The following is a 26,340-nucleotide window of genomic DNA, read 5'->3' on the forward strand; positions in this document are numbered from 1 at the left end:
TTGGTGTTTAAATAAGTTGTGTAATTATTTTCCATTATTTCTGAAATGGGTGCTGAAGCAAGATGGTTTCATCGCGCTCAGGTCCAGTTGAAACCATTGCGATTGGTTTACCAGCAACTTCCTCAATTCTACGTAGGAATTTTTGTGCCTCCACAGGCAATCTATCCCATTCACGGATGCCGAAGGTGGTGCCCTTCCATCCAGGAAAATCTTCATAAATTGGCTGACACCGGGCGACTGCTTCAGCGCCACGAGGCAATACGTCTAATTTCTTGCCATCCAAGTCATAGCCGACACAAAGGCGAATCGTTTCAAGTCCATCTAGCACGTCTAACTTGGTAATACAAAGTCCGGATAAGCCATTAATTTGAATGGAGCGCTTAAGAGCTGCAGCATCAAGCCAGCCCGTTCTACGGGGGCGACCGGTCACTGAACCAAATTCTTTACCAACCTCAGCGAGGCGCACGCCAATTGGATCTTGTTTCGCAGGATTGTCATGATCATATAACTCACTTGGGAATGGTCCAGCACCAACACGAGTGCAATAGGCCTTTGTTATACCAAGAATGTATTGGAGAGAATCTGGTCCAACTCCCGATCCAGCGGCGGCATTACCCGCAACACAATTACTTGAAGTCACATATGGATAGGTGCCGTGATCAATATCAAGCAAGGTCCCTTGCGCACCCTCAAACAATAAATTTTTTCCGGCTTGTTCTGCGGCATAAAGAGCGCTTGAAACATCAACCACCATAGGCTTAATTTGTTCAGCATATGACATTGCGTCTTGCAAGGTCTTTTCAAAACTGACTGGATCTGCGCCATAGTAGTTTGTAAGCATGAAATTGTGATATTCCAAATTTTCACGCAGCTGTTCGGCAAATTTTTCTGGGTAGAATAAATCTTGAACGCGAAGTGCACGACGCGCTACCTTATCTTCATAGGCCGGGCCAATACCGCGTCCAGTTGTTCCAATCTTTGCTTCACCGCGTTTGCGCTCTCGAGCTTGATCGATTGCAACGTGATAAGGAAGAATTAAGGTCGTTGCTTCAGAAATCTTCAATCGGGAGCGCACATCCAATCCTGCCGCCTCTAATTCACCAATCTCCTTAAAGAGTGCTTCAGGTGAAAGTACAACTCCATTTCCGATGTAGCAAACAACATCCTTATGCATAATTCCTGAAGGAATTAAGCGCAAGATCGTTTTTTTGTCGCCAATAATTAATGTGTGTCCAGCATTATGTCCGCCTTGAAAGCGAACAACTGCTTGAGCATGATCAGTTAACCAATCAACGACCTTGCCCTTCCCTTCATCACCCCATTGGGTGCCGATGACAACGACATTACGACCGTGTGATTGTTGCTGTGAAGACATATCTAAATCCAGAAAATAATTACAAAAATGGGGGAATACCAATATTTAAGCTATTTTAGTAGGATCACTTCCCAAGAGTTACCATTCTTGGTCAATTGATGCGTACATTGATATTCGGAGAGATATTCCAGATCTTGCGGCATCAGCTGAATGACCACCCTACCCTTACTTCGTAGACCATCTATTGTGGTCTGTAAATCGGCGTCATCCACCCATGGAGCGAAAATAGCAGTCTCAGGCTGACTTGGCAAGGATAGGCCAGCCAGTGTTAATAAGTCGAATGAAAAACCCGTTGCTGGTCTTGATCGACCAAAAGCCTGGCCGACATGGTCATAGCGTCCGCCGCGAGCAATGGGCTGTGGCAAGTTATCAACATAGGCCGAGAACATCACTCCACTGTGATACTGAAAACCTCGTAAATCAGCCAAATCTAGGCTAATTTCCAGACCCTCACCCAGACCTCCAGAGGCGATAACTAAGCGCTCAAGATCAGCAATTGATTGTTCAATAGTTTTATTTTTGGGAAGCAGACGTTTGGCATTTTCAATTACCTTACCCGGGGGTCCATTTAAATCCATCAAGACTTGCAATGCTTTAGCTATAGATTCGGGGAGAAAGCTTGTCCACTGAGCCAGGCCCGAGAGATCTTTAGTTTGCAGTAGGCCATAGAGAATCTCGACGTTTGATTCAGAAATTGACACTTCCTCAAGAATTCCAGCCAAAACACCAGCGTGAGATAAATCGAGATAGATCTTTGATAAACCAGTCAAGCGAATGGATTTAAGAAGCAAAGTGATGGCCTCAAAATCAGCCTCCCAACCTGCGCAACCATATATTTCAGCACCAAGTAACAGCTCTTCGCGAGCAGAACGACCAACAGGGGTACGAGCATGGGCAACAGTACCGGCATAACAAAGACGCGTGACACCAGATCTATTGAGTAAATGGGCGTCAATACGCGCAACTTGAGGGGTTATGTCTGCCCGCAAACCAAGGGTGCGACCAGATAACTGATCAACCAACTTAAATGTTTGAAGATTGAGGTCGGAACCCGTGCCGGTTAATAGGGAATCTAGAAACTCCAGAATCGGGGGAGAAACCAGCTCGTAACCATAGGATCGATACAAATCCAGAATTGCACGACGCAATGCCTCTACCTTTCGAGCCTCGGATGGCAAAACATCGGCAATATCTTCAGGAAGCAACCAACGATTCATGATCAGGATGTACTTTCGTTATTTTTTGTGCAAGAACTTAAAGAAATCGCCACTTGGCTCAACAATCACCAAGTCTTTTTTATCCTTAAAGGAGCTCCTATAGGCCTCTAGACTTTGATAAAACTGAGCAAATTGAGGATCACGCGAAAACGCCTCGGCATAAAGTGCAGTAGCTTTTGCATCACCTGCGCCTTTGATCTTCTGCGCATCGCGATAAGCTTCAGCCAATATCGTATCGCGTTGACGTTCAGCATTGGCTCGAATTTTGTCTGATTCAGCAGCGCCAGTAGAGCGCAATTCATTGGCGACTCGCTTGCGCTCGGCTTCCATACGACGATATACAGAATCGCTGATTTCAGCTAAGAGATCTACACGCTTGAGACGAACATCAACGATCTCAACCCCAATATCACTAGAGTCATCAGCCACCTTCTTTCGAATCCCCTGCATCACCGCTTCACGTTGATCGGAGATCAATTCGCGCACGGTGCGTTTGGTAAATTCTTCATTCAGAGCAGATCGCACTAGTTGGGTTAAACGATCTTGCGCTAAACGCTCATCACCCTTAAAGCTGATAAAAAATTTACGCGGATCAACTATGCGCCATTTCACGTAAGAGTCGACTAATAAGTTCTTTTTTTCGGCTGTTATGAATCGCTCAGCCTCTGGGTTATCAATCGTTAGTATGCGGCGATCAAAGAAACGCACATTTTCAAAGGGTGCAGGATATTTAAACTGCAAACCAGGATGTTCAATCACCCGAACAATTTGACCGAAAGAAAAAACCACCGCGAACTTACGCTGATCAACAATGAAGATGCTAGATGAGAGCACATAGGCAAGAGCAACTAGCGCAATTGAAGATGCAATCAATCGATTGAGATTCATTATCGAGAATCCCGGTCGCGACTACGTAAGCTGTCCCGCTTATCAACTGAAGCATTGTTTGCAGGCATTTGAGTACCCGGTACCGGAGCCGTTGGATTTGCAGAGGGTGGCGAAGATTGCCCTGCCGGCTGTGGCAAAGAACCGCTTGGACCGCCAACAGTCACAGAGCCAGTTGGGGTAGCAACTTGCGAACTCTCGGCGTTCACTTGGGCAATCATTTTGTCCAAAGGTAAATAGAGCAAGCTATTGCTTTTTGAGACATCCACCAATACTTTACTGACGTTCGAATACATATCGCGCATCGTATCGATGTACATACGATCTCGGGTAACTTGGGGTGCTTTAGCATATTCAACATAAATTTGCTTAAAGCGAGCAGCATCACCTTCAGCAGTAGATACGACTCTAGACTTATATCCTTCTGCTTCTTGTATCAATCGAGCAGCCGTTCCTTTAGCGCGAGGAATAATGTCATTAGCATATGCCTGCCCTTCACTCTTCAAGCGCTCCTCATCTTGACCAGCTTTGACAGCATCATCAAACGCTGCCTGAACTTGCTCAGGAGGTTGCACATTTTGAACGGTAACGCTGGTTACAAAAATCCCTGCTTGATAGCTATCTAATATTTTTTGAATAGATGCCGCCAAGTCAAGGGCAATCTTTTCTCGTCCTTCATATAAAACAGTGTCCATTTTGCTGCGGGCAACAATCTCTCTGACAGCAGTTTCAGCAGCCTGAACTACGGCCGTATCTGGATCGCGATTATTAAATAAATAGTCAGTTGGATCTTTTAAGCGGTATTGAACTGCAAATTGCACGTCAATGATGTTTTCATCTTCGGTGAGCATGGAAGAATCTTTTTGATTGGTTGCCTTGATCAGGATAGGGCGACCTACCTCAACAGAGCGAACGCCTGACAAGTTAACAGTTTCTTCAGTCTGAATAGGCCAGGGCATATGCCAATTGATTCCTGGTTTTGCCGTGTAATCATATTTACCAAAAGTAAGTATGACGCCGGCCTGGCCTTCTTGAATAATGAAAAATCCGCTAAATAACCAAAAAATCAACACGGCAACAACAGCTACCAGAATGCTGGCCTTAGAGCCAAATGGATTGGTGAAATTAAAATCCGGGCCACCCATTCCATCGCCATTACCACCATTACCGGGAGGAGCCTTCCTTTCGGAGGGAGGCAAAATATCACTGGAACGGGGTTTGCTTTGAGCTCCATTTGAAGGGAAATTGACTGCTGGTGGCCTCTTTTTTCCACCAAATAAATTACCAAGCCGATCATTGAAGTCACGCCACAAGTCATCTAAATCAGGTGGCCCTTCAGGCTTGGTGCTTTGCGGCGTATTTCCTGGATTTTTTGCTTGATCAGCCGGTGATTGCTCTAAACCCTGCCCATCTTTGGGATCTTTAGGCGAATCACCAGTAGAGTTGACCGAAAAAAGGCCTAGAAATTTACGCATCATTAGGTGAATATTTACGATTTGGTATAGGGTTAAATTCAGCAGTTTCTGGTCGTTCGGCTAAGGGCTCTAAAAACTCATCTGCAGCCATCTGGGATTTGGCGCGGTTGTGTTGAATCCTTATTCTATCAGTCATTTGAGAGTACTCACCCAGCGCTATCCTCAATAAATCTAAGCCCATCCCAGTCTGTGCCGATATGAAAACCTGGCTTGGAAGCCCCTCCGAGTCTCGCTCTATAACAGCGCCACGGGTAAAAGTCTGAGGCATAAGATCAATCTTATTGAAAACCTCAATCCGAGGAATGTCATCTGCACCTATTTCACGTAAGACCGCCTCTACTTCTGCTTTTTGTTCCCGCGAAACGGGGCTACAAGCATCAATGACATGCAATATGAGATCAGCATGAATTGTTTCATCTAATGTGGCTCTAAAAGCCTCCACGAGCTGATGAGGTAGCTCGCGAATAAAGCCAACCGTATCGGAAACGACAATTGAACCAATATCCTCCAAATGTACACGTCTTGAGGTTGTATCTAGGGTAGCGAAAAGCTGGTCGGCAGCGTAAGTACCTGCCTTTGTAAGGGCATTAAATAGAGTAGATTTTCCAGCATTGGTATAACCCACCAAAGATACTGAAAATACATCTTTTCGGTTACGCGCTCGGCGCTGCGTCCTCTGTTGACGCTGAAGTTTTTCGAGCTCAGACTCAAGACGCTTTGCCTTTGTGGCAAGCATACGGCGATCAAGCTCCATTTGAGTTTCACCCGGACCGCCACGAACACCAATGCCACCTCGTTGACGCTCCAAGTGACTCCAAGCCCTTACGAGTCTAGACATTCGGTAGCGGACTTGAGCTAGTTCAACCTGAGTTTTACCAATATGACTTTGAGCTCGCTGACTGAAGATATCCAAGATCAATCCAGTACGATCCATCACATGAAAACCTATGTGCCGCTCAAGATTGCGCTGTTGGGTCGGCGAAAGAGGATGATTAAAAATCGCCAATTCGGCACCCCCCTCCTCCATAGCTCTTTTTAGTTCATTTGCTTTTCCAGAGCCAATAAATAAAGCTGGATCAGTTTTGCCTTTGCGAGCAATCACACTGGATATGTGCACAGAACCAGCACTCTCAGCCAAAAGACTGAGTTCGGCCATACTATCAGCAAAATCCTCGCGTCCGGTATCTACCCCAACCAGAACAGCGCGAGCTGCATCTACTCCTGTTTTATACAGAGCCGGCTTCTTCTAAACGAAAATCGATTGCGCGCGCAGGGACAATGGTAGAGATTGCATGCTTATATACCATTTGAGTAACGGTATTGCGCAAAAGAACTACGTATTGATCAAAGGACTCAATATTGCCCTGTAGCTTGATACCGTTCACTAAATAGATAGAAACAGGTACATGCTCTTTGCGCAATGCATTGAGGAATGGATCCTGTAGTAATTGAATTTTGTTAATGTTCATACTGCTCCTTCTTCATTTTTTATTATGGAGTCTTGCTTTTAATAAACCACCTGCACACTACTGATTGCTACAAACTTTATAAGGGGCAAGAAATTCAAATTTCAAGGCCGCTCATTTCGAATTATTTCTTTTTACCCTTTTTGGGATCGGAATCAACATACGGGTTTTTAGCGGTGTTCATCTGTATTCGTAAAGGCGTACCGCGCAATTTAAAGACATCTCTAAAGCGACCCTCTAAATAGCGCTTATAGCTATCCGTAACACCACTTAAAGAGGTTCCGTGAATAACCACTATAGGGGGATTCATACCACCCTGGTGTGCATAACGTAATTTAGGCCGGCCCATGCCAACCCGTTTTGGCTGCTGATGCTCAATTGCCTCTTGCAAGATACGCGTCAATTTAGGCGTAGGCAACTTGGCCATTGCTGCAGCATAAGCAGAATCAACATCCTTAAACAGTTCTTTTAGGCCAGTGCCTTTTTTAGCTGAAATTGGGTGCACGTTAGCAAAATCCAAAAACCGAAGCTTTTGAGCAATCTCGAGTCTGGCACGCTCTTTGACGTATGAGTCAATGCCATCCCATTTATTAACGGCAACTACTAATGCTCTACCCGCCTCGACAATGAAGCCAGCAATATGGGCATCTTGTTCCGAAATATCCTGCTGTGCATCAAGCATCAATATCACTACATTGCAATCTGCAATGGCTTGCAAGGTTTTAACTACCGAAAACTTTTCGATCGCTTCAAACACTTTTCCACGACGTCGCAAACCAGCAGTATCTATCAAGATATATGGCTTACCATTTCTCTCAAAGGGAACTTCAATTGCATCGCGAGTGGTACCCGGCATATCAAAAGCAATAACACGCTCTTCACCAATAAGCTTATTAATTAAAGTGGACTTACCGACATTTGGACGACCAACAACTGCGATCTTCATTGGGCGATTGGGGTCGGATTGCAAATCTTCAGGTTCAGGCTCTGCAATCCCTAAAGAATCTAGCGCATCATCAATCAGGCCACGCACACCATCACCATGAGCCGAAGATATTGGAAATGGCTCACCTAAACCGAGCTCATGGAAGTCAGCAGTAACTACACCCGCTTGCATACCCTCCGTTTTATTCACGGCCAATATGACTGGCCTACCGGCTTTACGAAGGAAATCAGCAATCACCCGGTCTTGGGGCGCCATACCCAAACGACCATCGACTAAAAAAATAATGATGTCAGACTCAGCAACCGCTTGCTTGGTCTGTTTAGCCATCTCAGCAACAATGCCCGTTTTAGCTACCGGCTCAAAACCACCGGTGTCCACGCAAATAAATGCGCGCTCACCAATACGCCCTTTTCCATAGTGACGATCCCGAGTTAATCCGGAGAAATCTGCAACTAAAGCATCACGCGATCGTGTTAGGCGATTAAAGAGGGTAGACTTTCCGACATTCGGACGCCCAACGATGGTGATGACTGGATTCATTTTGGACTATACGCCGCTAATTTCCCACCTTGAGATTGAATCAAGATAAGACCGCCCGCCGCAATTGGCGCAGCAGAAATTGGACTACTATCATGTCGAATTCGCGCAAGTATCTCACCATTGGACTGTGAAATTGCATGAACGAAACCCTCAGAGTCGCCCATAAATACAGCGCGACCAATTGCCAGGGGCTCACCTAGATTGCGATACATCAACTTGGTGCTTTCCCAGATCAAACTGCCATCCTTCGTTGCAAAGGCGCTTACTTGAGATTTTTCATTCGCAGCAAAAACCATTTCCGTGCTCTGGGCGGTACCTGTATAGCTTGAAAAATCTTTAAACCACATCAGTGCGCCAGTTCGAGCTAGACCGCAACCAATCCTACCTTGATATGAAACAGCGCAGAGGGCCTCACCATCGATACTTGGCCTTGCGGTAACATCATTAAGACGCTCGATTTCAGAAAAACCTTTTGGAAAAGAAACGGGTGTTTCCCAGATCAAGCCACCATTCGCAATTGCAAGCATGCCAAAACGTCCACCAGTAAAACCAGTGACAATGACCTCATTGTTGATTGGGAGCATACCGTAACCCACCCTTAAAGAAAGCGTGGATTGTTGACGCTGATAATTCCAACGTCGAGCTCCAGTAAGGGCATCAAGACCTATAAAACGGCTATCAAGTGTGCGGATAACAACCACACCTGAGGCAACGACGGGCTCTGTAAGAACTTCGCTGCCAAGATTGAGATTCCAGATTGGTGCACCAGCCTGATCATAAGCATAAACAGTACCTTTGGTGCTGACCACTACGGTAGTCTGACCATCTGATCCAGGTCCTACGGATAAATCCTCGGGAACACTCACCTTCCATACAGTAACCCCAGTTTGTAAATCAATCTTATACAGATTTCCATTTTTAGATGAGGTGTAGACAGCATCGCCTGCGACTAATGGGTGAAAGTTAAATGGCTCTGAAGATCCAACATTAACAGACCAAGTTGGCGCTAAATCAAATTTATTGGTGATAGGAGCGAGTTCTGCGGGCTTGTGAGCACGATCATTGCCTGAGCAAGCGGCCAGCATTACTAGAGCGCCAGCAAAAAGTAAACCAGTACCGAATCGAGTGATTGAGCGCTTTAATTCTGTCTTCACTTTGCCAACCCTCCAACCGCATCTAATTTCACTTTTAGCAAACGGCGCGCCTCCTCAGGAAATTCTTTTGCTTGATCCAGTTGCTTCCATGCTGCCTCATAACTTGATCTCGCTTGGGCCGTATTTTTTTGCGCAAGATACCAATCACCACGGCGTTCGTACCATAAAACCTCATAACCCTTGACAGGAGTTTCTTTCAGAATTTGGTCTGCCTCTGCAGAGTCTTGAGTTGAACCGTCTTCAATTAATTGGGACACTAAGCGCATTTTTGCCAAAGCAAGATAACCATCATTCGAAGCATGGGCAGCGGCCCAGCGCAAATACATAATTGCCTTGGCTGCATCCCCAGAGTCAGAAGCAATTTTTGCGGCCACTAAACTTGCCATAGCTGAATAAGGGGTGCGTGCGTACTGCTTTTGCAGATCATCAGCAGCTTGAAAACTTTGCTCTTTATCGCCCTTGACTACTGCAGAGATCATTGTTTCATACAGTTGTGCTGCTGAAGCCGCTTGACTATTGCGCCACCACTGATAACCGCTATAAATCGCATACACTAATAGGGCTGCCGTGAGGACGCCAGTAATCAGGTTTCGGTATTTATGCCAAAACGCTTTAAATTGGTCTAATTGTTCTTGTTCTTCTAAATCTAATGGCATATCAATCCAAGCTAATAAATACAATATTTGGTCAATGAATCAGTCATTCTATTCGGATGCGCCTACCAAAGCATCAATTACCGCCTCCAATATAGATTCTAGGGGTATTGCCTGTTGTGCACCACTGGATCGCAAATCCTTGAGTTGAGCCTCATTATTTGCGAGCTCGTCCGACCCAATAATCACCGCATAAGCCGCTCCACTGGCATCCGCCTTCTTCATCTGAGACTTAAAACTAGATGATTGGCCATCAGGTGGGCAAAAAAGGATGGTATCTATACCAGCACTACGCAAGCGCTCCGCAACAATCATCGCGGTAGTTAAAGTATCGCCACCCTGATGAAGAACAAAAATATCACATTGCGCCTGAGCGTCGGGGGCACTCTCGGATACCTTCATTAGCTCTAGAACGCGCTCCATGCCCATAGCCCAACCGCAAGCTGGCGCAGCCTTGCCACCCATTCTCTCAATCAAAGGATCATAACGGCCGCCACCGGCAATCGTACCCTGAGCACCAAGTTCGTCGGTTATCCACTCAAATACGGTCAAATTGTAATAATCCAAACCCCTTACTAAGCGAGGATTAATTTTGCAGGGGATGTTGTTCGACTTTAGTAGTTTTTGAACAGCCTCAAAATGAGCCAGTGATTGAGTGCCCAGAAAATCCAACAACTTGGGGGCACTTTCAATCAATTCTTGCATGGTTGGATTCTTAGAGTCGAGAATACGCAAAGGATTGCTGAGGAGACGACGTTTGGAATCCTCATCAAGCTGGTCAACATGCTGCTCAAAATAATTGACTAAGGCTGCACGATGCTCGGCACGCTCATTTGCTTGTCCCAGGGAATTAATTTCCAGCCGAACACCCTTGAGGCCAAGCTCATCCCAGAGTCGTTGACCCATCAAAATAATTTCAGCATCAATATCGGGACCAGCAAAACCAAGAGCTTCAATGCCGAATTGATGAAACTGGCGATAGCGACCACGCTGAGGACGCTCATGCCTAAACATGGGGCCGGTGTACCAAAGACGCTTTGGGCCATCGTAAAGCAAATTATTTTCTATAACAGAGCGCACTAAAGCAGCAGTTCCTTCAGGACGCAAAGTTAATTGCTCACCATTTAAGCGGTCTTCAAAGGAATACATTTCCTTTTCAACAATATCCGTTACCTCACCAATGCCACGCTGAAATACAGCAGTAGCCTCTACGATAGGCGTGCGTAAATATTCATAGCCATAGGCTCTAGTAAGGTCGCGCAGAACATGTTCGAGATGAGCCCACAAGGGAGCTTCTGCGGGCAGAAGATCATTCATGCCTCGTACGCCCCTGATCTGCTCAACCTTTTTAGGCTTTTGATTTGACTGCTCTGAAGATTTATCGCTCATGTTCTCTGGTGTAATCGATTATTTAGATGCGCGAGCGTAATTCTGCTCAACGTAATTATTAACAATCACTTGAAAATCGCGTGCAATATTCTCGCCACGCAAGGTTTGAACTTTTACGCCATCAACGAATACTGGGGCGGCTGGGGTTTCACCAGTTCCGGGTAATGAGATGCCAATATTGGCATGCTTGCTTTCGCCAGGACCATTCACAATACAACCCATTACTGCCACATTCATATTCTCAACACCTGGATGGGTTTTCTTCCATAAAGGCATTTGTTGGCGCAAATAGGATTGGATATTTGCCGCCAGCTCTTGGAAGGTGGTGCTAGTGGTCCTACCGCAACCAGGACAAGCAATCACCATCGGGGTAAAGTTACGTAAACCCATGGTTTGTAAAATTTCTTGGGCAACAATCACCTCATTCTCTCGGGGCGCGCCAGGATCGGGCGTTAAAGAAACTCGGATGGTGTCACCAATACCCTCTTGCAAGAGAATACTCATCGCTGCCGTCGATGAAACTATACCTTTACTGCCCATACCAGCCTCAGTAAGACCCAGATGGAGTGGATAGTCAGAGCGGCGGGATAAATCGCGATACACCGCAACTAAATCTTGAACATTGCTTACTTTGCATGACAGCAAAATTTGATCAGGATTCATACCCAACTCCACGGCTTTTTCGGCCGACTGCAAGGCAGATTGAATCAATGCTTCAATCATGACCTCTTGAGCGGTCTTTGGAGTTACTAGGGCAGCATTGCTATCCATAATGCTTGCTAATAGATCTTGATCAAGGCTACCCCAATTCACGCCAATCCGAATGGGCTTGTCATACTTGCAAGCGGCTTCAATCATTTGCGCGAATTGAGGGTCGCGTTTAGCCCCTTTTCCAACATTACCTGGGTTAATGCGGTACTTAGAAAGTGCTTTTGCACAATCAGGGAAATCATTTAATAAGGTATGGCCGTTGTAATGGAAATCACCGATTAAAGGAACCAACACATCCATCTTATCAAGCTGTTCGCGAATATAAGGAACAGCGGCAGCTGCCTCTGGAGTATTCACGGTGATGCGAACCATCTCCGAACCAGCGCGGGCGAGTTCTTTAATTTGAATTGCAGTAGCTATCGCATCAGCAGTATCGGTGTTAGTCATTGACTGAACACGCACTGGTGCATCACCCCCAACGGTAATACAGTTCGATTTCCAAACTATCTTCGCTTGACGTGTTGCTCTTTTGGGGGATGGGCCCAAAGGCAATATGAATGGTGAATGATTTAAAGTAGTCATCAGCGTTTAATCATCGAGACGATTCAACCATGTTATGGGCTGAATGATTTCATTATCGTGAACTGCGCGCTCGCGCACTCTAGTGCGATCAATCACATCACCAGCAAGTTGACCGCAGGCTGCAGCAATATCATCGCCGCGGGTTTTACGCACAGTAGCCACCATGCCAGAATCCAGCAGGATATTGGCAAAAGCTTGCACACGCTGCGGTGGTGAACGCTTGAGACCGGATTCAGGAAAGGGATTAAATGGGATTAAATTAATCTTACATTTAATGTTTGCAAGTAAACGCACCAATTCTTTAGCCTGAACATCAGAATCATTCACGCCATCGAGCATGCAATATTCAAAGGTTAAAAAATCCCTTGGCGCAAAAGGTAAATAGCGCTCACAAGCAGCCAATAATTCTCTTAAGGGATATTTCTGGTTCAGCGGAACCAATTGATCGCGCAAGGCATCATTGGATGCATGTAGCGAAACAGCTAAAGCAACCGGACAATCTTGCGCTAAACGATCAATCATTGGTACCACGCCAGAGGTGGAGACGGTCACCCGACGACGTGATAAACCGTACGCCCTATCGTCCAACATCAATCGTAAGGCTGAAACTACGTTGTCATAGTTCAGTAATGGTTCGCCCATACCCATCATGACAACATTCGAAATTACGCGGCCAGTATGCTCCCAACCTGGGGTGGGATAAGTCTCGATACGTCGAACTGCCCCAGGCTCATTACGCAGTAAATGTTCGGCAAACCAAAGTTGACCAATAATTTCACCGGATGTGAGGTTGCGTGAAAAGCCCTGATGTCCAGTCGAGCAAAAGCGGCAGTTCACAGCGCATCCAGCTTGAGATGAAATACAGAGAGTGCCGCGATCATCTTCCGGAATGAAAACGGACTCAACCGCATTACCAGCACCCACATCTAAAAGCCACTTGCGGGTGCCATCGTTTGCTAGCTCGTCTTTGATAACTGGCAAAGGCGCTATTTCAGCCTTATCAATCAAATTGGCTCGAAAGCTTTTTGCCAGATCACTCATCTCATTGATGTTCGATACACCACGTTGGTGTATCCATTGCATGAGTTGCTTCGCCCTGAAGGGCTTTTCGTTTAACCCCGCGACATACGCCGCCATTTGGTCAGCGTCAAAATCTAAGAGATTGATGCGCGGGGTTGTCAATGCGCCTACTTATTAAATAGCTAAATGATTAACGTGCGAAAACATTCATGCCAGGGAAGAAAAAGGCAATTTCCACAGCAGCTGTTTCAGGAGCGTCAGAACCATGAACGGCATTCGCATCAATGCTGTCAGCAAAATCAGCGCGGATAGTTCCGGCATCTGCCTTCTTAGGATCGGTAGCACCCATTAAGTCACGGTTTTTAGCAATCGCGCCTTCGCCTTGCAAAACCTGAATCATTACCGGGCCAGAAATCATAAAACTCACTAGATCTTTAAAGAAAGGACGCGCAGCATGAACGGCATAAAACTGCTCGGCTTCGGATTGTGACAAATGGGCCATTTTGGAGGCGATAATTTTCAAACCAGCTGATTCAAATCGATCATAGATCTTGCCAATTACATTCTTAGCAACAGCGTCAGGTTTGATAATAGAAAGGGTGCGTTCGATTGCCATGCAAAACTCCAGTAGTAATTTCAAAAGTATTAGTTGAGCGCGGGGATGGCGGCGCCCCAGAAAAACCTCTTCAAGAAACCCCACTAGACACCCTACTTTCAACGACCCGCAAATTATACATCGGGTAACCGTATTTACCCCTAGTTGGCAAGCCCTAAGCTATTGAATTTACTAGGCATAAGCCCTTGTTTGAACATAGGCATTAAACAGTTTTTCTATATAACCTTGAATTGACACCCATTTGTCTATACTTATAAGTAACAGCCCCTTTTTGGGCTTGTGAACTTACTCTAAAGAAGGAGTCAATATGAGCGATCTTAACTCGTACGGCTTTGGGCAATCAGGCTCAATTAGCACCACCCAAATACGCAATCGTGTACTACGTAACACCTATGCACTTTTAGCTCTCTCCATGATTCCAACAGTAATTGGAGCATGGCTTGGGGTAGCAATGGGCTTGAATCTATATGCCGGAAATCCCTTCATGGGCTTCATTATTTTTATGGCAGTCGCCTTTGGTTTTTTCTGGGCAATTGAAAAGAATAAAGACAGTGGAATAGGCGTACTCCTTCTGCTTGGATTCACCTTCTTCATGGGAATCATGCTCACAGGCCTTTTAAGTTTGACGCTGAGCCGTTACACGAATGGCCCCTACCTGATCATGCTTGCATTTGGCGGCACTGCGGCGATTTTTGGCGTAATGGCAACGATTGCAACCGTCAGCAAGAGTGATTTCTCCGGACTGGGAAAATGGCTCATGGTTGGTGTGTTACTCCTCATTGTTGCCTCTTTAGCAAATATTTGGATGCAACTCCCGGCCTTGATGTTGACGGTAATGGTTTTGGCTATCGCCATATTTTCCGCATTTATTTTGGTGGACGTTCAGCGGGTTATTAATGGTGGTGAAACCAATTACATCATGGCAACCCTAGCGATCTATCTTGATGTATACAACGTCTTTACCAACCTTTTGGCATTGCTCGGTATTTTTGGTGGCAACAATAGGGAATAAGCTCTTCTAAGCTTCAAATAAATAAGGGCGCGATTGCGCCCTTTTTATCGCCTTGAGTAAGAGTTACTGCAGGGTATTTTTCAGAGCAGGCATTAGCGGCACAGCCAATACCTCTATACCCTCATCCCTTAAGGCTTCTGCTTCATCTAGGGTGGTTTGCCCACGAATACTCCGCTCTGGAGACTCCTTGTAATGGATCTTACGGGCTTCATCTGCAAAAGAATTGCCTACGTCCTCAGAACGGCCCATTAATTCACGCATGCCTTTCAGAAAAGCGGCCTGAACCTTAGCCTCAAGCTCGGAGTGATCCCTACCCGTTAGGGCAACCACATCACCATTCAAAGAACTAAGATCAACACTGCCATTGCTTAGGGCGGTAGAGGGCTCTGTTTTGATGGATGAAGATTTAGCGATATGCGGTGCCGACGGCATTCTGGTTATTTCAGTGCTGTCACAAAGAGGGCAAGCAAGCATACCCCTCTCCTGTTGTGAGAGACAATCTTCTTCAGAAGCAAACCATCCCTCAAAGCGATGATCTAACGGACAAGCGAGGTTATAAACTTTCATGAGACCTATATATAGGCAAAAGTGCCAAATTCAATAGATCTATTTTAAGGGATTTATCACCTCCATTCATTGCAGTGGCCTACTCAATGAGACTGGGGCTTACTAAGCCGCGCCGGTAACGATCCAGCCAATATACCGAAATAGTGGTTTTAACATCTGTTATGACACCCTGCTCCACCCATTCAATTAATTGCTCTAAAGGCGCCGCAAACACATCTAAAAACTCTTCCTCATCAAGATGGCTTTTCCCAGAGCTCAGGCCTTCCGCCAAATAGATATCAATAAATTCTGTGGAGTACGATATAACTGGGTGTATTCGCCGGATATAACTCCATTTTGTAGCGGTATAACCCGTCTCTTCAGATAGTTCCCTCTTGGCACAGGCCAATGGATCCTCGCTAAGATCCAATTTACCTGCCGGAATTTCAATACATGTCTTGGCGATAGGGTAACGAAATTGCCGCTCCAATAAAATCCGACCATCATCAAGTATTGCCAAAATAGCAACTGCACCAGGATGGGTAAGATATTCGCGGATTGCAACCTTGCCATCTGGCATCCGCACTTGATCTCGCTTCATCTTTAGGAAAATACCATTGCATAGATCCTCAGCCAAGATTTTCACCTCGCGCAGATGTGAATCGCCATCAGGAAGCTCTTCAAAAAATTTTTCCGTCATTTTGTTTGCTCAAAAGAAAAGTTGATTGTTTATCTTACAAAAATCAGATGACACAAAGAAAAAAGGCCCCTTACGGAGCCTTTTAAATCTTGACAGCATATTGGGCTTAAGAGCCAAGCAAAGTGCGACGCATTGCATCTAAGCACATTGTCATCAATGTCGCCGGGAACATCCCAATGACAAGCACCAAAATGGCATTCAGACCTAGCAGTGCTCTTGCAAAACCAGATCCAGTAACGGTAATTTCGTGCGTTGGCTCATCAAAGTACATTACCTTCACGACCCGTAAATAGTAAAAAGCGCCTATTAAAGAAGCAATCACAGCAATAAGAGCAATGAAGGTATGCTCGGCATCAACCAAGGCCTCAAGCACACCCAGCTTTGCAGCAAAGCCAACCGTAGGGGGAATACCCGCCAAGGAGAACATCATCACAAGACCAATAAATGCATACCAAGGGTGTTTTTTATTCAGCCCCTTCAGACTCTCAAGCGTTTCACAGTCATAACCATGGCGAGATAAAACCATTAGCAAGCCAAAGCTTCCTAGGGTAGTCATAACGTAAGTAACTACATAGAACAAAGAGGCGCTAAAGGCATGATCATCAAATACAGAAAGCATCCCGAGAATGACAAATCCCATTTGCGCGATCGCTGAATACGCCAGCATACGCTTTAGATTGGTTTGAGCTATTGCAGTAACGTTTCCAACGACTAGCGATAGCAATGCTAGCAAGACCAACATTGGCTGCCAGTCGCCAAGCAATGGAAGCAGTGTATTTACCAATAAACGGAACAGCAAAGCAAATGCGGCTAGCTTAGGAGCTCCAGCAATCATCAAAGTAACAGCTGTTGGTGCGCCCTGATACACATCTGGAACCCACATATGGAATGGCACCACACCCAATTTAAATGCTAGGCCAGCAACAATGAAAACCAACCCAAAAGCCATTACTAAATGATTTACGCGTGGGTCAGCAACTGTTTTAAAGATCTCCAGGAGATCTAATGATCCAGTGATCCCGTAGAGCATCGACATGCCGTAAAGCAAGAAACCAGAAGCCAGAGCACCTAATATAAAGTACTTGATACCAGCCTCAACACTCTTCTCGCTGCTGTGACGCATTGCAACCAATGCATAAGTAGGCAATGCCATCAACTCTAAACCGAGATAGAGAGTCAATAAGTTAGCGCCTGAAATGAGTACAAACTGACCCAATAGGGCCAACAATGCCAAGACAATGAAGTCGGGGCGAAATAAGGAACGATCTTTTAAGTACTGCTTTGAATAAACCAGCGTCACAAAAATAGCTGCACAAGAACAAGCTTTGAGCAGGTTTGAGAGGGGATCTGATTGAAACATGCCATTCATGGCAAGTAGTGAGACATCGCCGAGGCGACCAAAGAATGCAAAAAATAAATAAGCCAACAAAAGCAGAGCAAAGAAGTAAACAAATCCAACACCGCGCGGAGTATGAAAGATATCCTGCTCTACCCCCGGAGTGGCAGGTTGACGCTCGCGAACATATACACTGGCAACCAGCAATAAGCAGGTGGTGATCAGTAAAACGAGTTCAGGCAGGATGGCGTATAGGTCGAATGCTTGCATTAGCTTTTACTCAGAGTTTGCTAACAGCAACATGCTGCAGCAGATTAATTACAGCCGGATGAATGATGTCAGTAAATGGCTTGGGATAAATGCCCATGCCAATTACGCAAATAGTAAGAACTGCCATCATGAAGTACTCGCGGCCATTGAGATCTTTTAGCTCTTCTACGTGCTGATTGCCCACAGCACCAAAAAATACTCGCTTGACCATCCATAAAGAGTAAGCGGCCCCAAGTATTAAAGCTGTGGCGGCCAAGATACCGATCACAAAATCGTAATCAACTGCGGCCAAGATAACCATAAACTCACCAACGAAACCTGATGTAGCCGGTAATCCACAGTTCGCCATAGCCATTAATACAGCAAAGGCAGTAAAGGCAGGCATACGATGCACTACGCCACCATAATCGGCTATCTGCCTTGTATGCATGCGATCATATAAAACACCAATCGATAAGAACATGGCACCAGCAACAAAGCCATGAGAAATCATCTGGACAATACCGCCTTCAATGCCCAAAGGACTAAAGAGGAAGAACCCAAGAGTGACAAAACCCATATGCGCTACAGATGAGTAAGCTACTAGCTTTTTCATATCTTTTTGCACTAAAGCTACGGCACCTACATAAATGACTGCCACTAAAGATAGGAAAATAACGAAGGGTCCAAGGTATTGGCTTGCGTCAGGGGCAATTGGCAAGGAAAAACGCAGAAAGCCATAAGCACCAAGTTTTAACATGATGGCAGCCAATACTACGGAGCCGCCAGTAGGTGCCTCTACGTGGACATCTGGCAACCAAGTATGCAAAGGCCACATCGGTACCTTGACAGCAAAGGCCATGAAGAATGCGAAGAACAATAAAACTTGTTCAACAATGTCTAGACGTGCATTTTGCCAAGCTGCAATATCAAAAGTATTAGTCACGTTATAGAGGTATAGCATTGCAACCAAAGTCAGCAAGGAACCCAACAACGTATACAAAAAGAATTTAAATGCTGCATAGATGCGATTATGGCCACCCCACACACCAATAATGATGTACATCGGTATCAAGGTTGCCTCAAAGAAAACATAGAACAACAATGCATCGAGCGCAGCAAACACGCCAATCATCAGACCGGAAAGGATCATGAACGAAGCCATGTATTGGGATACCTTGGTATCAATCACTTCCCAAGCGGCTATCACAACAAAAATATTAATGAAAGCCGTGAGCACAATGAACCAGACTGATATGCCATCGATACCCAAGTGGTAATTGATGTCATAACGAGGGATCCAGCGGACATTTTCAACAAATTGCATGCCAGTATTGGCAAGGTCAAAGTGAATGACTAAAGGTAAAGTCGCAACAAATCCGAGGATGGCCCCAAACAGCGCCAACCAGCGGACGCCCGCAGACGGCTTTTCTGACCCATAAAACAAAATAATGAGTCCAAAGAAAATCGGAATCCAGATGGCGTAAGAGAGAATCATGATGGCTACTTAGGTAACAAAGGCCTAGCGAACAAAAGGCAGGTAAGCGTACAAAACCCAGGCTAGCAATAACGCTAAGCCCGCAATCATAGCGAAGGCATAGTGATATAGATAACCGGATTGCAAATGACGAATCACACCAGCAAAGCGCCCTACTGCATGCGCACTGCCGTTAACTACAAAACCGTCGATAACTTGTTGATCGCCACGATGCCACAAGAAGCGACCTATCCACAAAAGACCTTTAGCGAAGATTGCTTGGTTTAAATCATCTAAGTAATACTTGTTATCCAAGAGCTTTTTCAGGGGAGCGAAAGCTTCTGCAACTTTGCCTGGTAATTTTGGCATCCAAAGATAGCCGATTGCAGCAGATAAAACACCCAATACAACCAGAAGCAAAACAGGAGAAGTAAAAGCATGCAATGCCATTTCAACTGGCCCATGAAACTCCTCGGCAAGCTTAACCATAGCGGGATGTCTGCTGATATCTACAAATATAGAGTCGCCAAAATAAGTACCAAATAATAGCGGTTCGATAGCGTAAAAACCAATGATCACCGATGGAATGGCAAGCAATACCAAAGGTAGAGTCACCACAAAAGGAGACTCGTGTGGTTTTTGTCCTGGACCTAATCCATGATGGGCATGATCATCACCCTGCACTGCATGCTCATGATGATCGTGCGAATGAGCATCGGCATGACCCCAACGTGCTTTTCCATGAAATACATAAAAATACAGACGGAATGAATACAGCGCCGTCACATAAACACTGGCCATCACAGCAAAGTATGCAAATCCAGATCCTGGAATGTGGCTAGCAGCAACAGCTTCGATGATGGAGTCTTTTGAATAGAAGCCCGAGAAGAATGGTGTGCCGATAAGAGCCAGATTGCCTAGCAACATCATTAAGCAAGTGATAGGCATGTATTTCCACAAGCCACCCATCTTACGCATATCTTGCTCGTGATGCATACCTAGAATAACGCTTCCTGCCGCAAGAAATAGGAGTGCCTTAAAGAAGGCGTGCGTCATTAAATGAAAGATTGCAACAGGATATGCCGAGACACCCAAGGCCACCGTCATATAACCCAATTGTGACAAGGTAGAGTATGCAACCACGCGCTTGATATCGTTTTGGACAATACCCAAAAAGCCCATAAAGAGAGCAGTAATGGAGCCGATCACCAAGATAAAACTTAATGCAGTATCTGAAAGCTCGAAAATTGGTGACATACGAGCCACCATAAAGATACCTGCGGTAACCATTGTTGCAGCATGAATTAAAGCGGATATAGGAGTCGGACCCTCCATAGAATCGGGCAGCCATACATGTAATGGAAATTGCGCAGATTTACCCATCGCGCCAATAAACAAGCAGATACAAGCAACTGTAAGTAAATTCCAACTTGTTCCCGGCAGTAACTGTGCTGCCAATGCATTGTTTTGCGCAAAGATCACGTCGTAGTTCATAGAACCAGTACTTGCCAATAACAAGCCAATACCCAGGATGAAGCCAAAATCGCCTACGCGATTGACTAAGAACGCTTTCATATTGGCAAAAACAGCAGACTGACGCTCGAAATAGAAACCAATTAAGAGATAAGAAACTACGCCGACTGCTTCCCAGCCAAAGAAGAGTTGCAATAGATTATTGCTCATCACCAGCATCAACATCGCAAAGGTAAATAAAGAAATGTAGGAGAAAAAGCGGTTATAGCCCTCTTCACCCTGCATATATCCAATGGTGTAAATGTGAACCATCAAAGATACAAAGGTAACTACACACATCATCGTGGCTGTTAAGGGATCAATTAAGAACCCAATATCGAGATTTAATTCCCCCAATTGCATCCAGCGATACACAGTGCCATTGAAGTAAAAACCATCCATCACTTGCACTAAAACATTGCAAGAAAGAACGAAAGCGATTGTTACGCCCAGGATAGTTACAAACTGACAGGCACCATGTCCAATGCGATTTCCACCCAATTTGGTTCCAAAAAATCCAGCAATAGCGGAGCCAAATAAAGGGGCCAGCGGTATAGCGCAGAGGATGGGGAGTGTTAAGGTCAAATTCATGACTAGCCTTTTAGGTGGTCAAGGTCATCAGCGTTAATGGTGTCTACCTTACGGAATAGGACAACCAGAATTGCCAAGCCGATCGCTGCCTCAGCAGCAGCCACGGTCAAAATAAAGAATACGAAAACCTGACCAGCCATGTCACCCAAATAATGAGAAAAGGCTATGAAATTCATATTTACCGAGAGAAGCATGAGTTCGATTGCCATCAACAGAACAATTACATTCTTACGATTTAAGAAGATACCAATCACGCTGGTCGCAAACAAGATTGCGCTGAGCACTAAGTAATGCGCGAGGGTGATATTCATTTTCTCTCTCCTCTAACATCTTGCTTGGCCGCCATATCTGAGTCCATTTGTACGATACGCATACGATCGGCAGCATTCACACTCACTTGTTGCGCGATATTTTGCGATTTGGAGTCCTTGCGGTTACGAAGCGTCAAGGCCACAGCAGCAATGATTGCCACAAGCAAAATGACGCCAGCAACTTCAAATGCATAGACATAGTCCACAAAAATGAGCTTACCTAATGCAAGTGTGTTGTTTGCTGAAACCTCGGGTGGTAAAGCTTGAACCGGCGTATTCGTGCCTATGAAGCTGCGTATCAAAACAATCGACAACTCAAGGACAATAACAACGCCCATTAAAAAGGCCAGGGGAAGGAATTTTTTGAAGTCACGACGCAGATGCTCGATATCCAAATCCAACATCATCACTACAAACAAGAAGAGCACCATGACGGCGCCAACATAAACCAATATGAGTGCCAGACTCAAAAACTCCGCCTTTAATAGCATCCATAAACCAGATGCACAGAAGAAGGCCAAAACTAAGAAGAGTGCTGCATGGACCGGGTTGCGCGCTGTAATAACGCGAACGGCAGACAATACTAAAAGGCCTGCAAAGGCATAAAAGAAGAAAGCAAAAATAGTGGATGGATCGAATGTCATATCAGTGTTCGCTAAATTCGATTAACGGTAAGGAGCATCGGCAGCACGATTTGCAGCAATGTCTTTTTCATAGCGATCGCCAACAGCCAACAACATCTCTTTAGTGAAATACAAATCTCCCCGCTTGTCGCCAAAATATTCAAAGATATTGGTTTCCACGATAGCATCAACTGGACAAGCTTCTTCACAAAAGCCGCAAAAAATACATTTTGTTAAATCAATATCGTAGCGGCTGGTGCGACGTGTACCATCATCACGTTCGGCCGTTTCAATCGTAATCGCATATGCCGGACAAACTGCTTCACATAGCTTGCAACCAATGCAACGCTCTTCGCCACTCTCGTAGCGACGTAATGCATGCAAACCGCGAAAACGAGGTGAGAGAGGAGTCTTCTCTTCAGGGTATTGAATGGTGATCTTTGGCTTAAAGAGATAACGACCGGTAATAGACATACCAGTCAAAATATCTTTGAGCATCAAACTGTCGAGGAATTGTTGGATTTTTTTAAACATAATTGATCAGCTTATTTCCAAATATTCCATGGTGAAACAACCCAAGCACCAATAACAACTACCCAAAATACAGAAATTGGAATAAAGATCTTCCATCCCAAACGCATAATTTGGTCGTAACGATAGCGAGGAAGAGTGGCTCGCAGCCAAATTACGCAAGATAAGAGGAAGAATGTCTTTGCAAACAGCCAAAAGAATCCTGGAATATCACGCAAGATTGGGAGATCTACAATCGGCAACCAACCACCTAAAAACATGATTGAAGCCAGAGCTGCAATCAAAATCATATTGGCGTATTCAGCCAAAAAGAACATAGCAAACGACATGCCTGAATACTCAACCATGTGACCAGCAACAATCTCAGACTCCCCTTCAACTACGTCAAAAGGATGACGGTTGGTTTCTGCGACGCCAGAGATAAAGTAAATGAGGAACATTGGCAACAAGGGCAACCAATTCCAAGAGAGGAAATTGAGACCCATATTGGCAAAATAACCATGATTCTGTGAAATCACAATAGCGCTCAAATTCAAGGTACCGGATGTAAGAAGAACGGTGACCAAAGCAAAACCCATTGCAATTTCATAAGAAATCATTTGAGCTGATGCGCGCATTGCACCCAGAAATGGATATTTTGAATTGGAAGACCAGCCCGCCAAAATCACACCATAAACACCAATAGATGAAATTGCCATGACATAAAGCAGGCCAGCGTTAACATCAGCCAATACCATCTTGGCCTGAAACGGAATCACAGCCCATGCTGCAAAAGCCGGCATGATCACCATGACTGGTGCAATGAAATACAAAACCTTACTTGCTTTAGCTGGAGAAATAATCTCCTTCATCAAGAGCTTTAATGCATCTGCAATCGGCTGCAAAAGACCCAAAGGTCCTACGCGATTTGGTCCAAGACGAATGTGCATCCAGCCAATCAGCTTTCTTTCCCAGAGGGTAAGGTATGCAACGCAACCAAACATAGGCAATACAATAATGACAATACGCACTAAAGCCCAAATCGCTGGCCAAAGCGAACCGAAAATAGCTTCGCCATTTGTATTAATGAGGTTTAAGAAATTATCCATCCCACCTCCTAAACTTTAGTTACCGTCACAGGGCCAAACATCGGTCCCAACTGGGAGCTAAATGAAGTGCCAGCAGAGATGCGCACTGCATTGGGCGCCAAAGCCGCCTCCAAAGTTGCAGGCATGATCACAGTTTTACCCTCTTGCTCAATCGATACGAGATCACCTTCTGTCAGGCCAAGGGAGTTAAACAGAAACTGGTTCAAACCAACTTGGTTACCTCGCTTTGCATCATGGGTTGACTGCAACGCTCCAGCGCGACGTACGATTTGATCGACAGCATAAATGTTGACATCAGCAACACGCTCCAGCCCATTTAACGGAGCCAAGTTACCGTTTGATAAATGACTGACCTGAGCTTGGTTACTGAGAAGATTGCAATAAGTCTCGCTTAATGCCTCATCTAATATTTCTTCTGGTGTATTGAGCAAGAAGCCATCAAGCTCCAATAAACCACCAAGGACACGCAACACCTTCCAGGCCGGCCTAGAGTCGCCCAGGGGCTTAACAGCAGGTTGAATCGTTTGCGCCCTGCCCTCAGCGTTAATATAAGTTGCGACAGTTTCAGTAAAAGTTGTAATGGGCAAAATCACATCTGCCGTCTCTAAAATATCAGCACTCTTATATGCAGTCAATGCAATAACCGTGTTTGTGTTAGCTAAAGCAGTGCGTGCCTGAATTGGATTAGGCAAATCAGCTAAAGGATCCAAATTCATTAGCAATACAGCGCGACGATCACCGGATAAAACGGATTGAACGCCCGCACCATTTGCATTAACTAGGGAAGCGCCAACGGCATTGCCGCCAACCGGCAAGAAACCTAGAGTAGCGCCTGTTTGTTCAGCAATAAATTGAGCCAAGACGGTTAAGTCGGTGCTATGGGGGTGCGCTTGCGCGGCAGACCCCAAAAGCACTGCAGTAGTAGCACCGGAGATCAAGCTATCCGCAATTGCTTGGGCCGCAGCTGAAACTGGCAAGTTAAATGTGCCAGCAGGGACGCTACTTGATTTAGCTTTGGCGACAGCCAAGGCTACCTCACTCAAGGCATTGAGCCAGGCGCTTGGCGCCGCAGAGATACTTTCAACCGCTGGGATGAGCCAGTCATCACCACCAGCATCAATGCGGGATACCAGGAGGCCACGTTTAGTTGCAGTACGAATACGCGCAGCTAAAACAGGTTGATCTTTGCGCAAGAAGCTACCGATTATCAAGGCGCGATCCAACTCACTTAATTTACTCACAGGCAAACCAAGCCAGGGAGCTTTGGGTGCACCAGCAACATCCGTTTGGCGCAAGCGAGTTTCGATTTGAGATGAACCCAGTCCACGAATTATTTTTTGCAATAAATGCAATTCTTCTGTGCTGGATATCGGGTGAGCCAAGGCAGCAATTGCATCGGGACCACTCTCGGCAGAAATGGATTTAATTGAACGCGCCACATAGTCCAGCGCAGACTCCCAATCGGTCTCCAACCATTGACCACCCTGCTTCACCATTGGTGTAGTGACCCGTTCAGCAGAATTCAAACCTTCGTATGAGAAACGATCGCGATCGCTAATCCAGCATTCATTGATAGCTTCATTCTCAAGAGCAACGACACGCATCACTTTATTTGCTTTAGTTTGAACAGTAGTGTTCGCACCCAAACTATCATGAGGACTTACTGAGCGCTTACGTGCCAACTCCCAGGTTCGCGCTGCATAACGGAATGGTTTGCTCGTCAAAGCGCCGACTGGGCATATATCGATCATGTTTCCAGAAAGCTCTGAGTCAACCGTTTGACCAACAAAGGTTGTAATCTCGGAATGTTCGCCGCGATTAATCATGCCCAACTCCATTACGCCAGCCACTTCCTGGCCAAAGCGAACGCAGCGGGTGCAATGAATACAACGTGACATCTCTTGCATCGAGATTAGGGGCCCTACATTCTTATGGAAAACAACGCGCTTCTCTTCGTCGTAACGCGAGTTAGACTTGCCGTAACCAACAGCCAAATCTTGCAGTTGACATTCGCCACCTTGATCGCAAATTGGGCAATCTAATGGGTGATTAATAAGTAAGAACTCCATTACAGAGCGTTGCGCTTCAACTGCTTTGGCAGAATGCGTAAACACTTTCATGCCCTGTGTAACAGGTGTTGCGCAGGCCGGCAATGGTTTAGGTGCTTTTTCAACCTCAACAAGGCACATACGGCAATTAGCTGCAATTGATAATTTCTTGTGGTAGCAGAAATGGGGAATGTAAGTACCAATTTTGTTCGCGGCGTGCATCACCATCGAACCTTGAGGAACCTCTACTGCCTTGCCATCTAATTCGATTTCAACCATGCTCACTT

General features: G+C 45.5%; 24 protein-coding genes. 1 reads left to right on the top strand and 23 read right to left on the bottom strand.

What is annotated here, in order from left to right; all coding sequences use genetic code 11:
• Positions 1 to 34 precede the first annotated feature (34 nt).
• From BOQ04_RS07250 to ndk, 13 genes are all read right to left on the bottom strand, one after another.
• A complete protein-coding gene (locus BOQ04_RS07250; RefSeq protein WP_076024095.1) occupies positions 35 to 1,375 on the bottom strand; it encodes an adenylosuccinate synthase in 1,341 nt (446 codons plus the stop codon).
• A 50-nt stretch (positions 1,376 to 1,425) separates the two neighbouring features.
• Positions 1,426 to 2,592 (bottom strand): ATP phosphoribosyltransferase regulatory subunit, encoded by a 1,167-nt coding sequence (locus BOQ04_RS07255; RefSeq protein WP_083657555.1) that lies wholly within the window; start codon positions 2,590 to 2,592, stop codon positions 1,426 to 1,428.
• 18 nt (positions 2,593 to 2,610) lie between these two features.
• On the bottom strand, positions 2,611 to 3,480 hold the full coding sequence (gene hflC / locus BOQ04_RS07260; RefSeq protein ID WP_076024097.1) for a protease modulator HflC: 870 nt from the start codon (positions 3,478 to 3,480) through the stop codon (positions 2,611 to 2,613).
• On the bottom strand, positions 3,480 to 4,955 hold the full coding sequence (gene hflK / locus BOQ04_RS07265; RefSeq protein ID WP_076024098.1) for an FtsH protease activity modulator HflK: 1,476 nt from the start codon (positions 4,953 to 4,955) through the stop codon (positions 3,480 to 3,482). The genes hflC and hflK overlap by 1 nt, the downstream gene beginning before the upstream one ends.
• Positions 4,945 to 6,186: a GTPase HflX gene (gene hflX / locus BOQ04_RS07270; RefSeq protein ID WP_269844394.1), complete on the bottom strand. Its 1,242-nt coding sequence runs from the start codon at positions 6,184 to 6,186 to the stop codon at positions 4,945 to 4,947. Before hflX ends, hflK begins: the two co-directional genes overlap by 11 nt.
• Complete coding sequence (gene hfq / locus BOQ04_RS07275; protein WP_076024100.1) at positions 6,179 to 6,421, bottom strand: RNA chaperone Hfq; 243 nt, start codon at positions 6,419 to 6,421, stop codon at positions 6,179 to 6,181. Before hfq ends, hflX begins: the two co-directional genes overlap by 8 nt.
• Positions 6,422 to 6,542: 121 nt before the next feature.
• Entirely contained in the window at positions 6,543 to 7,904 is a 1,362-nt protein-coding gene (der, locus tag BOQ04_RS07280) for a ribosome biogenesis GTPase Der (protein ID WP_076024101.1), read from the bottom strand.
• Positions 7,901 to 9,058, bottom strand: a complete 1,158-nt coding sequence (gene bamB / locus BOQ04_RS07285; protein WP_233126720.1) for an outer membrane protein assembly factor BamB — start codon at positions 9,056 to 9,058, stop codon at positions 7,901 to 7,903. The genes der and bamB overlap by 4 nt, the downstream gene beginning before the upstream one ends.
• Positions 9,055 to 9,714, bottom strand: coding sequence for a YfgM family protein (locus BOQ04_RS07290; RefSeq protein WP_076024102.1), 660 nt, complete (start codon positions 9,712 to 9,714; stop codon positions 9,055 to 9,057). Before BOQ04_RS07290 ends, bamB begins: the two co-directional genes overlap by 4 nt.
• 48 nt (positions 9,715 to 9,762) lie before the next feature.
• A complete protein-coding gene (gene hisS, locus BOQ04_RS07295) occupies positions 9,763 to 11,100 on the bottom strand; it encodes a histidine--tRNA ligase (protein WP_076024103.1) in 1,338 nt (445 codons plus the stop codon).
• A gap of 18 nt (positions 11,101 to 11,118) precedes the next feature.
• Positions 11,119 to 12,393, bottom strand: coding sequence for a flavodoxin-dependent (E)-4-hydroxy-3-methylbut-2-enyl-diphosphate synthase (gene ispG, locus BOQ04_RS07300; protein WP_076024104.1), 1,275 nt, complete (start codon positions 12,391 to 12,393; stop codon positions 11,119 to 11,121).
• Between the two features lie 6 nt (positions 12,394 to 12,399).
• Positions 12,400 to 13,530, bottom strand: a complete 1,131-nt coding sequence (rlmN, locus tag BOQ04_RS07305) for a dual-specificity RNA methyltransferase RlmN (protein ID WP_233126736.1) — start codon at positions 13,528 to 13,530, stop codon at positions 12,400 to 12,402.
• Positions 13,531 to 13,603: 73 nt separating this feature from the next.
• Complete coding sequence (gene ndk / locus BOQ04_RS07310; RefSeq protein WP_076024106.1) at positions 13,604 to 14,029, bottom strand: nucleoside-diphosphate kinase; 426 nt, start codon at positions 14,027 to 14,029, stop codon at positions 13,604 to 13,606.
• 307 nt (positions 14,030 to 14,336) lie between these two features.
• Between ndk and BOQ04_RS07315 the strand changes: the two genes are divergently transcribed.
• On the top strand, positions 14,337 to 15,041 hold the full coding sequence (locus tag BOQ04_RS07315) for a Bax inhibitor-1 family protein (RefSeq protein WP_076024107.1): 705 nt from the start codon (positions 14,337 to 14,339) through the stop codon (positions 15,039 to 15,041).
• 63 nt (positions 15,042 to 15,104) lie between these two features.
• Here the strand turns inward: BOQ04_RS07315 and BOQ04_RS07320 are convergent, their stop codons facing one another.
• The 10 genes from BOQ04_RS07320 to nuoG all read right to left on the bottom strand — a co-directional run bounded on the left by BOQ04_RS07320 (position 15,105) and on the right by nuoG (position 26,332).
• The gene (locus BOQ04_RS07320) at positions 15,105 to 15,608 is read right to left on the bottom strand and encodes a DUF1178 family protein (RefSeq protein ID WP_076024108.1); all 504 of its coding nucleotides are present in this window, start codon (positions 15,606 to 15,608) and stop codon (positions 15,105 to 15,107) included.
• Positions 15,609 to 15,687: 79 nt separating this feature from the next.
• A complete protein-coding gene (locus BOQ04_RS07325; RefSeq protein WP_076024109.1) occupies positions 15,688 to 16,287 on the bottom strand; it encodes an NUDIX domain-containing protein in 600 nt (199 codons plus the stop codon).
• 106 nt (positions 16,288 to 16,393) lie between these two features.
• Positions 16,394 to 17,893, bottom strand: coding sequence for an NADH-quinone oxidoreductase subunit NuoN (nuoN, locus tag BOQ04_RS07330; RefSeq protein WP_076024110.1), 1,500 nt, complete (start codon positions 17,891 to 17,893; stop codon positions 16,394 to 16,396).
• 10 nt (positions 17,894 to 17,903) lie between these two features.
• Positions 17,904 to 19,370, bottom strand: a complete 1,467-nt coding sequence (locus tag BOQ04_RS07335) for an NADH-quinone oxidoreductase subunit M (protein WP_076024111.1) — start codon at positions 19,368 to 19,370, stop codon at positions 17,904 to 17,906.
• Between the two features lie 24 nt (positions 19,371 to 19,394).
• Positions 19,395 to 21,452, bottom strand: coding sequence for an NADH-quinone oxidoreductase subunit L (gene nuoL / locus BOQ04_RS07340; RefSeq protein WP_076024112.1), 2,058 nt, complete (start codon positions 21,450 to 21,452; stop codon positions 19,395 to 19,397).
• Positions 21,453 to 21,454: 2 nt separating this feature from the next.
• The gene (gene nuoK, locus BOQ04_RS07345; RefSeq protein ID WP_076024113.1) at positions 21,455 to 21,763 is read right to left on the bottom strand and encodes an NADH-quinone oxidoreductase subunit NuoK; all 309 of its coding nucleotides are present in this window, start codon (positions 21,761 to 21,763) and stop codon (positions 21,455 to 21,457) included.
• Entirely contained in the window at positions 21,760 to 22,407 is a 648-nt protein-coding gene (locus BOQ04_RS07350) for an NADH-quinone oxidoreductase subunit J (RefSeq protein WP_076024114.1), read from the bottom strand. The genes nuoK and BOQ04_RS07350 overlap by 4 nt, the downstream gene beginning before the upstream one ends.
• A 21-nt stretch (positions 22,408 to 22,428) precedes the next feature.
• Entirely contained in the window at positions 22,429 to 22,920 is a 492-nt protein-coding gene (gene nuoI, locus BOQ04_RS07355) for an NADH-quinone oxidoreductase subunit NuoI (protein ID WP_076024115.1), read from the bottom strand.
• A gap of 11 nt (positions 22,921 to 22,931) precedes the next feature.
• Positions 22,932 to 24,005 carry an NADH-quinone oxidoreductase subunit NuoH gene (gene nuoH, locus BOQ04_RS07360; RefSeq protein ID WP_076024116.1) on the bottom strand — a complete coding sequence of 358 codons (1,074 nt, stop codon included), beginning with the start codon at positions 24,003 to 24,005 and terminating at the stop codon, positions 22,932 to 22,934.
• A gap of 8 nt (positions 24,006 to 24,013) precedes the next feature.
• Entirely contained in the window at positions 24,014 to 26,332 is a 2,319-nt protein-coding gene (gene nuoG / locus BOQ04_RS07365) for an NADH-quinone oxidoreductase subunit NuoG (protein WP_076024117.1), read from the bottom strand.
• Between the last annotated feature and the right edge of the window lie 8 nt (positions 26,333 to 26,340).

The organism is Polynucleobacter sphagniphilus (genome assembly GCF_001953355.1).
In the GTDB taxonomy this organism is placed as follows: Bacteria; Pseudomonadota; Gammaproteobacteria; order Burkholderiales; family Burkholderiaceae; genus Polynucleobacter; species Polynucleobacter sphagniphilus.

Coding starts and splice junctions, on each gene's coding strand:
- BOQ04_RS07290 (WP_076024102.1), bottom strand. CDS start 9,714: ATGCCATTAGATTTAGAAGAACAAGAACAATTAGACCAATTTAAAGCG.
- BOQ04_RS07320 (WP_076024108.1), bottom strand. CDS start 15,608: ATGAAAGTTTATAACCTCGCTTGTCCGTTAGATCATCGCTTTGAGGGA.
- BOQ04_RS07350 (WP_076024114.1), bottom strand. CDS start 22,407: ATGACATTCGATCCATCCACTATTTTTGCTTTCTTCTTTTATGCCTTT.
- hflK (WP_076024098.1), bottom strand. CDS start 4,955: ATGATGCGTAAATTTCTAGGCCTTTTTTCGGTCAACTCTACTGGTGAT.
- rlmN (WP_233126736.1), bottom strand. CDS start 13,530: ATGGCGGCGTATGTCGCGGGGTTAAACGAAAAGCCCTTCAGGGCGAAG.
- BOQ04_RS07325 (WP_076024109.1), bottom strand. CDS start 16,287: ATGACGGAAAAATTTTTTGAAGAGCTTCCTGATGGCGATTCACATCTG.
- der (WP_076024101.1), bottom strand. CDS start 7,904: ATGAATCCAGTCATCACCATCGTTGGGCGTCCGAATGTCGGAAAGTCT.
- BOQ04_RS07315 (WP_076024107.1), top strand. CDS start 14,337: ATGAGCGATCTTAACTCGTACGGCTTTGGGCAATCAGGCTCAATTAGC.
- BOQ04_RS07255 (WP_083657555.1), bottom strand. CDS start 2,592: ATGAATCGTTGGTTGCTTCCTGAAGATATTGCCGATGTTTTGCCATCC.
- BOQ04_RS07250 (WP_076024095.1), bottom strand. CDS start 1,375: ATGTCTTCACAGCAACAATCACACGGTCGTAATGTCGTTGTCATCGGC.
- nuoN (WP_076024110.1), bottom strand. CDS start 17,893: ATGCAAGCATTCGACCTATACGCCATCCTGCCTGAACTCGTTTTACTG.
- nuoI (WP_076024115.1), bottom strand. CDS start 22,920: ATGTTTAAAAAAATCCAACAATTCCTCGACAGTTTGATGCTCAAAGAT.
- BOQ04_RS07335 (WP_076024111.1), bottom strand. CDS start 19,370: ATGATTCTCTCTTACGCCATCTGGATTCCGATTTTCTTTGGACTCATT.
- ndk (WP_076024106.1), bottom strand. CDS start 14,029: ATGGCAATCGAACGCACCCTTTCTATTATCAAACCTGACGCTGTTGCT.
- hflC (WP_076024097.1), bottom strand. CDS start 3,480: ATGAATCTCAATCGATTGATTGCATCTTCAATTGCGCTAGTTGCTCTT.
- ispG (WP_076024104.1), bottom strand. CDS start 12,393: ATGACTACTTTAAATCATTCACCATTCATATTGCCTTTGGGCCCATCC.
- nuoG (WP_076024117.1), bottom strand. CDS start 26,332: ATGGTTGAAATCGAATTAGATGGCAAGGCAGTAGAGGTTCCTCAAGGT.
- nuoK (WP_076024113.1), bottom strand. CDS start 21,763: ATGAATATCACCCTCGCGCATTACTTAGTGCTCAGCGCAATCTTGTTT.
- nuoL (WP_076024112.1), bottom strand. CDS start 21,452: ATGAATTTGACCTTAACACTCCCCATCCTCTGCGCTATACCGCTGGCC.
- hisS (WP_076024103.1), bottom strand. CDS start 11,100: ATGAGCGATAAATCTTCAGAGCAGTCAAATCAAAAGCCTAAAAAGGTT.
- nuoH (WP_076024116.1), bottom strand. CDS start 24,005: ATGGATAATTTCTTAAACCTCATTAATACAAATGGCGAAGCTATTTTC.
- hfq (WP_076024100.1), bottom strand. CDS start 6,421: ATGAACATTAACAAAATTCAATTACTACAGGATCCATTCCTCAATGCA.